The sequence below is a fragment of the Kitasatospora aureofaciens genome (genome assembly GCF_019192735.1).
Classification (GTDB): Bacteria; Actinomycetota; Actinomycetes; order Streptomycetales; family Streptomycetaceae; genus Kitasatospora; species Kitasatospora aureofaciens_A.
In genome coordinates this window covers 151,362-165,434 of the sequence record NZ_JAHTKP010000008.1, presented here as the reverse complement: position 1 = coordinate 165,434, position 14,073 = coordinate 151,362, and the positions used below count along the sequence as shown (strand labels likewise).

Below are 14,073 nucleotides of genomic sequence, written 5' to 3'. Positions count from 1 at the left end.
GAATGAGCACCAAACACCGCCACCACCACAACACCATCGATCTGACGTGCAGTCACATTCTCTGCAAGGTCGACGACATCCGCACCGCCGTCGCGGACTTCGCCGCGGCCGGCTTCACCGTGACCTGGGGCAGCACCCCTGCCAAGGCGCACAACGCGCTGATCTGGTTCGAGTCCGGACCGTTCATCGAACTCTTCGAGCTGCCACGCCGGTTCGGCCTGCTCCGCCTGCCGTTCGGCCTTGCCTACGGAGCGCCGGCCGGCGCCCGGCTGGCGCGCTGGGCCGCGCCCGGCGAGGGCTGGCGGGATGTCGCGCTGGAGACCGAGGAGACCGACCTGGTCGGCGCGCACCTCGCGTTGCAGGAGACGGGCATCCCCGGGTCCCGCGTGATGAAGGGCCGCCGGATCACCCCCGACGGCACCCGGGTCCGCTACCAGTTCCTCGCCCCGCGCCCCCACCTCCCGTTCGTCGTCTCTGCCTACGATCCTCCCCAGCGCCCCGCCACCGTGACCCACCCGAACGGCGCCCACAGCATCACCCGCGTCCGCTTCGACGTGGCCGAGCGGGACCGCAAGGCCTTCGACACCCTGGCCGGCGCGGACCCCTGGCTGGCCGCCGAGCCGGCCGCCCGCACCGCCGTCCGTTCCGTCGAACTCGCGGGCCTCACGGGTGAGATCGACCCGGCGACCGTCCACGGCGCGGTCTTCGAACGGAGCCCGGCATGCAGCTGATCACCCCCGACCACCCCGACTACGACCGCGCCCGCCGCGTACGCAACGCCCGCGCCGACCGCCGCCCCGCTGCGATCGCCCGCTGCGCCTCCCCCGAGGACGTCCAGGAGGCCCTCGCCCACGCCCGCCGCCACCGCCTGCCCGTCGCCGTGCGCGGCGGCGGGGCGAACGTGGCCGGCTGGGGCACCTGCGACGGCGGCGTGGTCTTCGACCTCTCCACCATGAAGCGCGTCACCGTCGACCCCGACGCGCGCGCAGCAGAAGCCGAACCCGGCCTCCTCTGGGGCGAGTTGGACGCGGCCACGCAGCGCCACGGCCTCGCCCTGCCAGGGCCGCGCAATCCCGAGGTCGGCATCGCCGGCCACACCCTGGGCGGCGGGGTCGGCGACCTGTCCCGGCAGTACGGGCTGACCAGCGACAACGTGCTCTTCTTCGACCTGGTCACCGCGGACGGCCGTCGGGTGCGCGCGAGCGCCGACGAGCACCCGGAGCTGTTCTGGGGCCTGCGCGGCGGAGGTGGCAACTTCGGCGTCGTCGTCCGGTTCGGCTTCCGGCTGCACCCGGTGAGCGGCGTGGTCGCCGGGCCCCTGGTCCACCCGGCCGAGCACGCCCCGTCCGTGCTCCGCACCGCCCGCGACTGGCTGGCCACCGCCCCTGACCAGGCCTCGCTGGTCATCCTCATCTGGACGGCGCCGCCGCTGCCGTTCGTCCCCGAGCACCTGCACTTCGAACGCTCGGTGGTGCTGATCCCCACGTGGTTCGGCGACCCGGCGCGCGCCGACGAGGTGCTCGGGCCACTGCGGTACGGCACGCCGATGCCGCTCGCCGACGCCGTCCGGCCGATGGCGTACACCGCGTACCAGCGGCTGCTCCCCTCCCCTCCCGACCACACCCGCCAACACGTGTATAACCGCGGCGAGTTGCTGGCCGACCTGTCCGATGCGACCATCGACGACCTGCTCGCCCGCTGGGCGTCCGGCGGGCCGAACCTCTCCATCGTGCTCGGCGCCCTCGGCGGGGCGATCGGCCGCGCGCCCGCCGGGCCGACCGCCTACACCCACCGGGACGCCCGGTGGTTCGCCGAGATCTGCGCCCAGTGGTACGGCGAGCCCGACAGCCCCGCCCACCTTCGCCCGGCCCGGGACGGCTGGCGGGCGCTCCAGCCCGTCGCCCTCGGCCCGTACGCCAACCTCCTGCCCGACCCCGAGCCCGAGTGGGTGCGCGCCGTCTACGGGCCCGCCGCCCACGAGCGGCTGGTCCGGCTCAAGACCGTCTGGGACCCGGACAACGTGTTCCGCTTCAACGCCAACATCCGCCCGCTCACCACAAGAACCGTCCTCCCGCGACCCGAAGAGGCCACCCATCGATGAACGTCACCGAGCTGATCGCCGAACTCCAGGATGCCGGAGTGCAGTTGTGGGAGGACGCGGGCCAACTCCGGTTCCGTGCGCCGAAGGGCGCGCTCACCGAGGAGCTGCGCGACCGCCTCAAGGCCGCCAAGGAAGCCGTGCTCGCTCACCTCGCCGAGGAGCGCGACCGGCCCGCCGTCGTCCCCGCGCCGGAGTCCTGTCACGACCCGTTCCCGCTCACCGACGTCCAGTCCGCCTACCTGCTGGGCCGCAACGAAGCGTTCGGCCACGGCAAGGTCGCGTGCCACGTCTACCTGGAGGTGAACTACCCGGACCTCGACCCGGAGCGGACGGAGGAGGCCTGGAACCGGCTGGTCCGCCGGCACGGAATGCTGCGCGCGGTCGTCGAGCCGGACGGGTCCCAGCGGGTGCTGCCCGAGGTGCCCCGACTCGCCGTGCCCGCCACCGACCTGCGCGGCGCCGGCCAGGACCGCATCGAGGACGAACTCACCTCCGTCCGCGAGGACTTCGGCCACCGGGTCTACCGCACCGACCAGTGGCCGCTGTTCGGCCTCCGGGTGACCAGGAGCGACGAACGGGCCGTCCTCCACCTCTCCATGGACTTCCTGATCGCCGACTGGGCGAGCATCTGGCTCCTGCTCGCCGAGTTCGAGGCCCTGCACGCCGACCCTGCCACCGAACTGCCGTCGACAGAGCTGGAGTTCCGCGACTACCTGCTCGCCGAGCGAACCCTGCGCGAGTCCGCCCGCCACCAGCGCGACCGCACCTACTGGTGGGAGCGGATCGACGCCCTACCGCCCGCACCCGACCTGCCCGTGCTCGACCGCGACACCCCCGGCCGCTTCCGCCGCCGCTTCCTCAGACTCGACACCACCGCCTGGGACGCGCTGCGCGAGCACGCCCGCCACCGCGGCCTCACCCCGTCCTCCGTCGTCCTCGCCGCCTACGCCGCCGTGCTCGAACGGTGGAGCCGCAGCCCGCAGTTCACACTCAACCTCACCGTGCTCAACCGGCTGCCGCTGCACCCGGACGTCGACCGGGTGGTGGGCGACTTCACCTCCGTCAGCCTGCTCGCCGTCGACTGGACGGAGGGCGCGTCGTTCGCCGAACGGACCCGGTCGCTCGGCGCCCGCCTCTTCGCGGACCTCGACCACCGGCTCTGCTCCGGCGTCGAGGTGCTGCGCGAACTCGCCCGCCGGCGCGGGCGGGAGGCCGCCCTCATGCCGGTCGTGTTCACCAGCGCCATCGGCCTCACCGGCGACACCGCCGAGCGCCGCGCCACCGGCCGGCTGGACGGCTTCGGCATCACCCAGACCCCGCAGGTGTTCATTGACTGCCAGGCCATGGACGACGCCGACGGCCTCCAGGTCAACTGGGACATCCGCGAGGGCATCTTCCCCGACGGCCTCGCGGACGACATGTTCGACGCCTTCGAGGCCCTGCTGCGCGACCTGGCCGCCGACGACGGCCGCTGGGACGCCCCCGAGGCCGTCCCGCTGCCCGCCTGGCAGGCCGAGGAGCGCCGCGCCGCCAACGACACCGCCTCGCCGCTGCCCGACGCCCCGCTCCACCACGCCTTCTTCGCCCACGCCGCCCGCACCCCGGACCGCCCGGCCGTCATCGGCCCGCGCGGCACCGTCACCTATGGCGAACTCGCCGGCCGGGCCGCCGCCGTCGCCGAGGCGCTGAGCGTGGCCGGCTGCACCCCCGGCGAGCGGGTGGCGATCGTCATGGACAAGGGCCCTGAGCAGGTCGTCGCCGTGCTCGGCACGCTCCTCGCCGGCGCCGCCTACCTGCCCGTCGACACCGTGCAGCCGCCGCTGCGCCGGGCCGCGATCCTCGCCGATGCCGGCGTCCGGCAGGTGCTCACCCAGTCCTGGACGGACGCCGGTCCGGACGCGATCTCGGTGGACGAACTCAAGCCCGCAGAACCCCCGTTGATCGTGCCGGGCGCCCCCGACGCCCCCGCATACGTGATCTACACCTCGGGCTCGACCGGCACCCCCAAGGGCGTCGTGGTCAGCCACCACGCCGCCGCCAACACGATCACCGCCATCAACCGCCGCCACCGCGTCACCGCCGAGGACCGTGTCCTGGGCCTCGCCAACCTCGGCTTCGACCTGTCCGTCTACGACATCCTCGGCCCGCTCTCGGCCGGCGGCGCGCTCGTCCTGCCCGACCACGACCGCCGCACCGACCCGTCCCACTGGGCCGCGCTGATCGCCGAACACCGCGTCACCCTCTGGGACTCGGTGCCCGCGATGATGCAGATGCTCGCCTCCTACCTGGAGTCCGAGCCCGCCCTCGCACTGCCCTCGCTGCGCCTCGCGCTGCTCTCCGGCGACTGGGTGCCGCTCACCCTGCCTGACGAGATCACCACCCGCCTGCCCGGCCTGGAGGTGGTCGCCATGGGCGGCGCCACCGAGGCCGCCATCTGGTCCATCGCCCACCCCTGCCGCGGCCTCGAACCCGGCTGGCGGAGCATCCCATACGGGCGGCCGCTCGCCAACCAGGGCTTCCGGGTGCTGGATTCGGCCCTGCGCGACCGCCCGGTCTGGACGGCGGGCGAGCTGTTCATCACCGGCGCCGGCCTGGCCCAGGGCTACCTCGGTGACCCGGCGACCACCGCCGAGCGCTTCCTCACCCACCCCAAGGACGGCCAACCGCTGTACCGCACAGGCGACTTCGGCCGCTACCTGCCGGGCGGCGAGATCGAGTTCCTGGGCCGCGAGGACACCCAGATCAAGCTGCGCGGCCACCGGATCGAGCTCGGCGAGATCGAAGCCGCGCTGCTCGCCCACCCGGCCGTCGCGGCGGCCGGGGTCGTGGTGGACGGCGAGGGGCTACTCGCCGTCGTCGAGCCCGCCCGGACCGCGCACGCCGCGCACACCACGAACGCCACAGACGCCACCGCCCTGCTCGAAACCGTAGGCACCGAGGCCGACGCGGCGATCCCGGGCCTCGACCACGCCACCGTAGCGAACGCCGTCGAACTGCTCGACCGGGCCGTGCTGACCTCGATGGCCCTGGCCCTCCAGCAGGTCGACGCGCAGGCCGACACCCCGACCGACACCCAGGCCGACCAGCGGACGGACGGGGTCGCCGACCGCCATCGCTGGCTCGCCCACCGTTGGCGGGCGGTCCTCGACGGCACCGACCTCGGCACCGTCGACGCCACGACGGCCGCCGATCGCTGGGCCCTCGCCGAGCAGGCCTGGACGGCGGAGCTGGGCTCGCCCGAGTTCCCTACCTACCTGCGCCGCAACGCCGACCACCTGCCCGCGCTGCTGACCGGACGCCAGGACCCGCTCGAACTCCTCTACCCCGACGGCTCGTTCGCCACCACGACCGCGCTCTACCGGGACAACGCGACCGCCCGCTACCTCAACCGGGCGGTGGCCACCCTCTTCCGGCGGATAGCGGCCGAGCACACCGGCCGCCTCCGCGTCCTGGAGGCCGGCGCCGGCACCGGCGGCACCACCACCGACGTGCTGAACGCCCTGGCGGGCACCGAGACCGACTACCTCTTCACCGACGCCGCGCCGTTCTTCCTCCCCGAGGCCCGGGCCCGCTTCGGCGACCGGCCCGGCGTGCGCTTCGGCGTGTTCGACGTGGACCGCGACCACCGCGCCCAGGGCCTGGCCCCGAACTCCTTCGACGTGGTCCTGGCCGCCGGTGTCCTGGAGAACGCCCGGGACATCCCGGCCGCCCTCGCCCGGCTCGCCGAACTCGTCGCCCCCGGCGGCTGGTTGGTGCTCACCGAGCCCACCCGGGAGCACCCGTGGATCCTCGCGTCCCAGGCGTTCCTGATGACCGCCCCCGACGACGACCTGCGCGCCGACGGCCCGTCCTACCTCGACCGCGACCAGTGGCTCCACCTGCTCGCCAAGGCCGGCGCCCACCAGGTGCTCACCCTCCCCGAGGACGGCCACGTCCTCGCCCCACAGGCCGTGCACCTGTTCGCCGCCCGACTGAAGGCCGAGCGCACGCCGGTCACCGAGCCCGAGCTGCGCGCCCACCTCGCCGAGCGACTGCCCGCCCACATGGCGCCCTCGCATCTCCAGGTGGCCGACGCCCTCCCGCTTACCGGCAACGGCAAGGTGGACCGCGCCACGCTGCGCACCTGGCGCCCGGCCACCACCACTGCGGAGTCCGGCAGCACAGCCGCTCCGGCGGACGAACTCGAATCCCGGCTGGCCGAGTTGTGGGCCGACGCGCTGGCCGTACCCGCGATCGGCCGCACCGACAACTTCTACGACCGCGGCGCCGACTCCCTCATCATGGCCCGCACGGCCGGGCGTCTGCGGGAGGAGCTGCCGCAGGCCACCGACCTGCCCTTCGACACCCTGCTGCGCCAGCTGCTCAACCAGCCCACCATCGCCGAACTCGCCGCCTTCCTGCGTGGAAATGCACCGAGTGAAAGCGCTCAACTCACCGGCCGCCGCTCCGAGTCGAGCAACGCCGTGCTGGTGCCCTTCAGCACCGGCGGCGACGGCCGCCTGCGCGTCCTCTTCCACGCCGGCCTCGGCACGATGGAGTGCTACCGCCCGCTCGCCAAGGAGCTGGTCGCCCAGGACCTCGGCCCGGTGCTCGGCATCGTCATCGACGACACCGACCACTACTGCTCCCTCGACCCGGCCGAGGTGATCGAGCGAGCCGCCGACGACTACGCCGAACGCCTGCTCGCCGAGGGCCACACCCGGGTCCAGCTGGTCGGCTACTGCCTCGGCGGCCTGTACGCCACCGAGGTCGCCCGCCGCCTCGACGAACGCGGCGTCGTCGTAGAGGACTTGATCCTCGCCAGCAGCCACCCGGTGGTCTTCGACGTCGAGGACGACCTGATGCTGGAGCTGCTGTTCCTCCCCAACCTGCACATCTCGCTCGCGGAGTCCGGCTTCGGCCCGGTCGACCCCGACGCCGTCCTGCGCGGGTTCATGCAGGTGATCGAGCGCCACGGCGGCAAGGTCCCGGACGGCTCCCTGCTCGACGTCGGCGGTGATCCCGAACTCGACGCCGCCGCCGCGTACTTCCGCAGCCTCACCGGGCACACCCGCACCGAACGCTTCGCCCGCTACGCCCGCGCCGCGGCCGCGGCCACCGGCCAGGAGCTGCCCACCGAGCTGGCCGAGGGCATGTTCCGGGTGTTCCGCCAGAGCTTCCGCTCCGCGCGCTTCACCCCGCCCCCGTACGCGGGCGACATCCGCTTCCTGCGCCCGCGCGGCTCCTCCGGCTTCGCCCCCGGGATGGACCGCACCACGCTCGACTTCTGGCGGGACGTCTGCCTCGGCGAGCTGGCCGTCACGGACATCGAGGGCAACCACTTCAGCTGCATCGAGGAGCAGAACGCCCGCGCCGTCGCCGACCTGATCGCCGCCCCGCTGCGGACCGCCGCGAGCGGCAGCACCGAGAGCAGCGGCACCACGAACAGCGGCACCGAGAACAGCAGCACCACCCCGTGAGGAGCACCATGCAGTACCAACACGCCACCGTCCAGGGCCCGTTCGACCCGCTCGCGGTCGTCGCCCGGCTCACCGGCTCCGGGCTGCTCGGCGAGTACCTGGTCTACGAGCGCGACGGGCGCTGGCACGTCGCCGGGGACGCACTCGTCGAACTCCGCGTCGACGCCCACCGGGTGTGGTCCACGGACGGCTTCGACCGGCCCTGGTCGGCCACCCCCTGGCCGCAGGTCGCCCAGGCCCTGGAGCGCACGCCCGTCGCCGACTGGCGCGCCTACGGCTGGGCCTGCTTCGAGCTGGCCGCCCCCGAGCCGCCCGCCGACGGCCAGGTGCTCGCCCATCTCGTCGTTCCGCGACTGGAGTTCGAGATCACCGCCGAGCAAGTCGCGGTCCGCGCGGTGGACCCGGGCGAGCTGGAGGCCGCCCTCAAGCTGCTCGCCGAGCCTGCCGTTCAGCACACCTGCGACCCCGTCCCGGTGGACATCCGCAGCGGCGCCTCCGCCTACCAGGGCGCGGTGGCCCACACGGTGGACGAGATCGGGCGCGGGCGGCTGGAGAAGGCGATCGTCTCCCGCCCGGTCCCCGTCCCGTTCCGGGTCGACCTCACCGCCACCTACCTGGCGGGCCGCCGCCACAACACCCCCGCCCGTTCCTTCCTGCTGGACCTCGGCGGCTGGCAGGCCGCCGGGTTCAGCCCGGAGACGGTCGTCGAGGCGGACGCCACCGGGTACGCGGCCACCCAGCCGCTGGCCGGCACGCGGGCGCTCACCGGCCGCCCGGAGACCGACGAGGCGCTGCGCGCGGAGCTGCTGACCGACCCGAAGGAGGTCTACGAGCACGCGGCCTCGGTCCGCCTCGCGGTCGCCGAGCTGGACACGGTCGGACGCGAAGGCACCACCCACGTCCGGGAGTTCATGACCGTCCAGCGGCGCGGCAGCGTCCAGCACCTGGCCTCCCGGGTCGCCACCTCGCTCGCCGAGGGCCGCACCGGCTGGGACGCGCTCGGCGCGGTGTTCCCGCCGGTCACCGCCTCCGGCATCCCCAAGGCCGCCGCCTACCGGCTGATCGCCGAACTGGAGGAGCAGCCGCGCGGCCTGTATTCCGGGACGGTGCTGATGGCGGGCGCGGACGGCTCGCTCGACGCCGCGCTCGTGCTGCGCGCGGTCTACCAGCGCGACGGCCGGGCCTGGCTGCGGGCCGGCGCGGGCGTCGTCGCCGGCTCGCGCCCGGCCCGGGAGTACGAGGAGACCTGCGAGAAGCTCGCCGCCGTCGCCCCCTACGTCGTCCCCGCCACCGGCTGAACCACTCACCCCACCTCGCCTCGCCTCAGGAAAGGCCCTCATGCTCGACGGATTCACCGCCTGGCCGCCGGAGTTCGCGGACCGCTACCGCGCGCTCGGCTACTGGCGGGGCCGCACGCTCGGCTCGCTGCTGCGCGAGCGGGCGCTGGCCGTACCCGACCGCCTCGCCGTCGTGGCCGGCGACCACCGCTGGACGTACGCCGAACTCGACGACCGCGCCGACCGGTTGGCGGCCGGGCTGCACCACCGCGGGCTCGCCGCCGGCGACCGGGTGCTGGTCCAGCTGCCGAACGTCGCCGCGTTCGTGCCGCTCTGCTTCGCCCTGTTCCGGCTCGGCGCGATCCCGGTGCTCGCCCTGCCCGCGCACCGGGAGACCGAACTCGCGCACCTGGCACGGCTGTCCGGAGCCGTCGCGTACGTCGTCCCGGACGTCCACCTCGGGTACGACCACCGCGCGCTCGCCCGCACTCTCCGCGCCGAACAGCCCACCCTGCGCGAGGTGCTCGTCGTCGGCGTCCCCCAGGAGTTCACCGCCCTCGACGCGGTGGACGCCGAGCCGGTGCCGCTGGACGGCCCGGCGCCCTCGGACGTCGCGCTGCTGCTCCTGTCCGGCGGCACCACCGGCACTCCGAAGCTCATCCCGCGCACCCACGACGACTACGCCTACAACGCCACCGCCAGCGCCGAGTTGTGCAGTTTCGGCCCGGACACCCGCTACCTCGCGGCGCTGCCCGTCGCCCACAACTTCCCGCTCGCCTGCCCCGGTGTGCTGGGCACCCTGGCCGTGGGCGGCACCGTCGTGCTCGCGCCGACGCCGAGCCCGGACGACGCCTTCCCGCTGATCGAGCGCGAGCGGATCACCGCGACGGCGCTCGTCCCGCCGCTCGCACTGCTCTGGCTGGAGGCCGCCGAGTGGAGTCTGGCCGACCTGAGCAGCCTGGAGCTGCTCCAGGTCGGCGGGGCACGCCTGAAGGCCGAGACCGCCCGGCGGGTCCGCCCGGTGCTCGGCTGCGCCCTCCAGCAGGTGTTCGGCATGGCCGAGGGCCTGCTCAACTACACCCGGCCCGAAGACCCCGACCAGACCGTCCTGGAGACCCAGGGCCGCCCGCTGGCCGCGCACGACGAGCTGCGGATCGTCGGCCCGGACGACCGCGAGGTGCCGCCCGGCGAGACCGGCGAGCTGCTGGTGCGCGGACCGTACACGATCCGCGGCTACTACCGGGCGCCCGAGGCGAACCGCGCCGCCTTCACCCCGGACGGCTTCTACCGCAGCGGCGACCTGGTCCGCCGACTGCCCGGCGGCCACCTGATGGTCGAGGGCCGGGTCAAGGACGTGATCAACCGGGGCGGCGACAAGGTCCCGGTCGAGGAGGTGGAGAACCTGCTGCTCGCCCACCCGGCCGTGCACGACGCGGCGCTGGTCGGGGTGCCCGACGACGCCCTCGGCGAGCGCAGCTGCGCCTGCGTGATCGCGCACGGCACCGCACCCACCCGGGCCGAGCTCAACGCCCACCTCACCGGCCGCGGCCTCGCCGCCTTCAAGCTGCCGGACCGGCTGGTGGTGCTGGACGCCTTCCCGCGGACCGCACTCGGCAAGGTCAACCGGCGCGAACTCGCCATGCTCATCAGGGAGTCCGACCGTGGCTAAGCCCGAACCCGGCGGCCTGAAGGCACTCTCCGCCCTGGTGGCGACCGAACCCGCCGTCCGCACCCGACTGCGCCTGGCGGCGCTGCTCGGCGTGCTGGCCGGCTGTGCGGCGGTGGCGGGCTTCGTCTGTGCCGCCTACGCGACGGGATCGCTGTTCACTGACGATCCGTCATTTCCAGTGATGCAGACGACCGGCGCCCTCGCCGCACTCCTGATCTCCTTCGGCGCCCGCTGGCTGGCCGAACACGTGGCGCACGAGGCCAGCTACGACCTGGAGGTGGCCCTGCGCCGCCACCTCGCCGACGCCCTGGCCCGGATGCCGCTCGGCGAGGTGCAGCGGCTGAGCTCCGGGCGGATCAAGAAGATCGTCCAGGACGACGTCAAGGCCCTGCACGCCGCCGTCGCCGACGCGCTGCCCTTCGTCGGCTCCGGCATCACCCAGCCGATCGCCGCGCTGCTCGCACTCGGCGTCGTCCAGTGGCGGCTGCTGCTCGCGGTGCTGGTCGTCGTGCCGGTCGCGATGGTCTGCCTCGCCCTGCTGACCCGGGACCACGCCGCCCAGCGGGCCCGCTACAACGCCGCCAACGAGCGGGTCAATGCGGCGGTGGTGGAGTTCGTCCAGGGCATGCCGGTGGTTCGCACCTTCGACGACGGCCGGGCCTCCGTCGGCCGATTCACCTCCTCCGTCCGGGAGTTCACCGCGGCCGTGGCCGCGTGGATCGCCACCTCGCGGGCCTCCGGCGTGGTCAACCAGCTGTTCGTGGTGCCGCTTCCGACGCTCCTCGTCCTCGTCGCCGCCTCGGTGCCGATGCGCGCCGCCGGGTGGATCTCCACCACCGACCTGCTGCTCGCCCTGATGATCGGCGCGATGCCGGTCGAGGCCGTCTCCCCGCTGATGCACCTGGCCAACCTCCTCAACGACGCCAAGGCGGGCGCCGTCCGGATCACCGAGCTGCTGCACACCCCGCCGCTGCCCGAACCGGAGCACCCGCGCGAGCCCGCGGACTCCTCCGTCACCCTGACGGACGTCACGTTCCGCTACCCCGGCGAGCGCACCGAGCCCGCGCTGGACGGCATCGACCTGCACATCCCCGCGGGGGCGGTGTGCGCGCTGGTCGGCCCGTCCGGCTCCGGCAAGTCGACGGTCGCCCGGCTGATCCCCCGCTTCTTCGACGTCACCGCAGGCTCGGTGCGCATCGGCGGGGTGGACGTGCGCGACATCCGCGGGGACGTGCTGCTGCGGCACGTCGCCCTGGTGTTCCAGGAGCCGTTCCTGGTCGCGGGGACGGTCGAGGAGAACGTCCGGCTCGCCCGCCCGGACGCCACCGACGCGGAGGTCCGGGCCGCCGCGAAGGCCGCCGCCGCCCACGACTTCATCGTCGACGAGCTGCCGGACGGCTACCGCACGGAGGTCGGCGAGCGCGGCTCCCGGCTCTCGGGCGGGCAGCGCCAGCGGATCACCATCGCACGCGCCATCCTCTCCGACGCGCCCGTCGTCGTCCTCGACGAGGCCACCGCCTTCGCCGACCCGGAGAGCGAGGCCGCCATCCAGGAGGCCGTGGCGGGGCTCACTCGCGGCCGGACGGTGCTGGTCATCGCCCACCGGCTGGGCACCATCACGGACGCCGACCACATCGCCGTCCTCGACGCCGGCCGGATCGTCGAGCAGGGCCGCCATGCCGAACTCCTCGCCGCGAACGGCCGCTACGCCCGCCTCTGGGCCCGCCACGACCGGGCCGCCGACTGGGGGCTCGCCCGAGCAGGCACCACCGAGGGCCGAGCAGCCACCACCGAAACGGAGGCCGCCCGATGAAGCGGATCCTGCGCCTGATGCTCGCGGCCGCCGGCCCCTACGCGCCGCAGTTCCGCCGCACCCTGCGGATCTCCGTCGCCGCCGGCCTGGCCCAGGCGGCCGCCTACGCGTGCTTCGTCCCGCTGCTCGCGGAGCTGACGCACGACCCGGTCGACACCGGCCGGGCCTGGCTCTGGACCGGTCTGCTCGCCACCCTGGTCGCCGCCGAAGGAGCCCTGCGGGTCCGCGAGTTGGGCTTCACCTACGGCTACTGGCACCTGGTCACCGAGGCCACCCGCCTGCGCCTCGGCGAGCGGCTCCGGGCGATCCCCCATCAGGAGCTGGCGCGCCGGGCGGCCGGCGACCTGACCTCGGTGGTCGGCGCCAACGCCACCGCCGCAGCCACCGCCGTCTCCACCCTGTCCACGCTCTTCGTCCAGCTGGTCACCGTCCCGGTGGTGCTCGGCCTGGTCATCACCCTGCTGGACTGGCGGCTCGGCCTGGTGCTGGCCGCCGCGGTCGGCGCAGCGCTCCCGCTGGTGCGCCGGGTGCAGCGCGCCTCCAACGCGGGCTTCCACGCGGTGGACGAGGCCGATGCCGCCGCCGCGAACCGGATCGTCGAGTACGTCCAGGGGCAGCCGGTGCTGCGCGCCACCGGCCAGGCGGGCGCCGACTCGCCCCGGCTGACCGGCGTCCTGACCGACCAGCAGCACACCCAGTCGGCCGCGAACCGCTCGGCCGCCGTTCCGCTCGCCGCGGCCCAACTCCTCGTCCGGCTGGCCCTGGTGGCGCTGGTGGCGGTCGGCGCGGCGCTCGTCCTGGACGCCCGGCTCTCCGCCGGCCTGCTGGTCGCCGTCGTGGTCACCGCCGCCCGGTTCGCCGAACCGCTGAGCATGGCGGCCGTGATGACCAAGCTCTTCGAGATGTCCGAGGCCGCGCTCGCCCGGGTGGACGAGGTCCTGCAACTGCCCGCCCTGCCCGTCGAACCCGGCGGCACGGACCCCAAGGGGTTCGAACTCCGCATCGAACAGGTCACGTTCGGCTACGACGGCCAACAGCGGCCCACACTCCGCGAGTTCGACCTCACCGTGCCCGAGCGCAGCCTGACCGCACTCGTCGGCCCGTCCGGCTCCGGCAAGACCACCGTCACCCGGCTGATCAGCCGCTACGCCGACCCGCAGCAGGGCACCGTCCGCCTCGGCGGCGTGGACCTGCGCACGATGGACCCCGACGACCTGCTGCGCCACCTCGCCGTGGTCTTCCAGGACGTGTACCTCTTCGACGACACCATCCGCGCCAACATCGCCATGGCCCGCCCCGACGCCACCGACGCCGAGATCGAGGCGGCGGCCCGGGCGGCCAACGTGCACGACTTCGTCGAGCGCCTGCCGCAGCGGTACGGGACCCGGGTCGGCGAGATCGGCTCCGCGCTGTCCGGCGGCGAGCGGCAGCGGATCTCGATCGCCCGGGCCATCCTCAAGGACGCGCCCGTGGTGCTGCTCGACGAGCCGACGGCCGCGCTCGACAGCGAGTCGGAGGTGGTGGTGCAGCAGGCGGTCGAACGCCTGGTCGCCGGACGGACGGTGGTGGTGATCGCCCATCGGCTGTCCACCGTGGTCGGCGCCGACCAGATCGTGGTCGTGGACGGCGGCCGGGTGGTCCAGCGCGGCACTCACGGCGAGCTGCTCGCCGACGCGGACGGCCGCTACGCCCGGATGTGGGCCGCCCAGCAGGCCGCGCGCCGCTGGCAGTTGCCCGCTTCCGACCCGGTCTGA

At 74.2% G+C, this 14,073-nt stretch carries 7 protein-coding genes; all 7 read left to right on the top strand.

Annotated elements, in window-relative coordinates:
• Positions 1–2 precede the first annotated feature (2 nt).
• The 7 genes from KV557_RS11620 to KV557_RS11590 are packed head-to-tail and all read left to right on the top strand — an operon-like array spanning position 3 to position 14,073.
• On the top strand, positions 3–731 hold the full coding sequence (locus KV557_RS11620) for a VOC family protein (RefSeq protein ID WP_218199751.1): 729 nt from the start codon (positions 3–5) through the stop codon (positions 729–731).
• Entirely contained in the window at positions 722–2,101 is a 1,380-nt protein-coding gene (locus KV557_RS11615; RefSeq protein ID WP_218199750.1) for an FAD-binding oxidoreductase, read from the top strand. The genes KV557_RS11620 and KV557_RS11615 overlap by 10 nt, the downstream gene beginning before the upstream one ends.
• Positions 2,098–7,560, top strand: coding sequence for a non-ribosomal peptide synthetase (locus KV557_RS11610; protein WP_218199749.1), 5,463 nt, complete (start codon positions 2,098–2,100; stop codon positions 7,558–7,560). The genes KV557_RS11615 and KV557_RS11610 overlap by 4 nt, the downstream gene beginning before the upstream one ends.
• A gap of 8 nt (positions 7,561–7,568) precedes the next feature.
• On the top strand, positions 7,569–8,858 hold the full coding sequence (locus KV557_RS11605; RefSeq protein ID WP_218199748.1) for a salicylate synthase: 1,290 nt from the start codon (positions 7,569–7,571) through the stop codon (positions 8,856–8,858).
• Between the two features lie 40 nt (positions 8,859–8,898).
• Complete coding sequence (locus KV557_RS11600) at positions 8,899–10,506, top strand: (2,3-dihydroxybenzoyl)adenylate synthase (RefSeq protein ID WP_218199747.1); 1,608 nt, start codon at positions 8,899–8,901, stop codon at positions 10,504–10,506.
• Positions 10,499–12,319 (top strand): ABC transporter ATP-binding protein, encoded by a 1,821-nt coding sequence (locus tag KV557_RS11595; protein WP_308129858.1) that lies wholly within the window; start codon positions 10,499–10,501, stop codon positions 12,317–12,319. Before KV557_RS11600 ends, KV557_RS11595 begins: the two co-directional genes overlap by 8 nt.
• Positions 12,316–14,073 (top strand): ABC transporter ATP-binding protein, encoded by a 1,758-nt coding sequence (locus KV557_RS11590; protein ID WP_218199746.1) that lies wholly within the window; start codon positions 12,316–12,318, stop codon positions 14,071–14,073. Before KV557_RS11595 ends, KV557_RS11590 begins: the two co-directional genes overlap by 4 nt.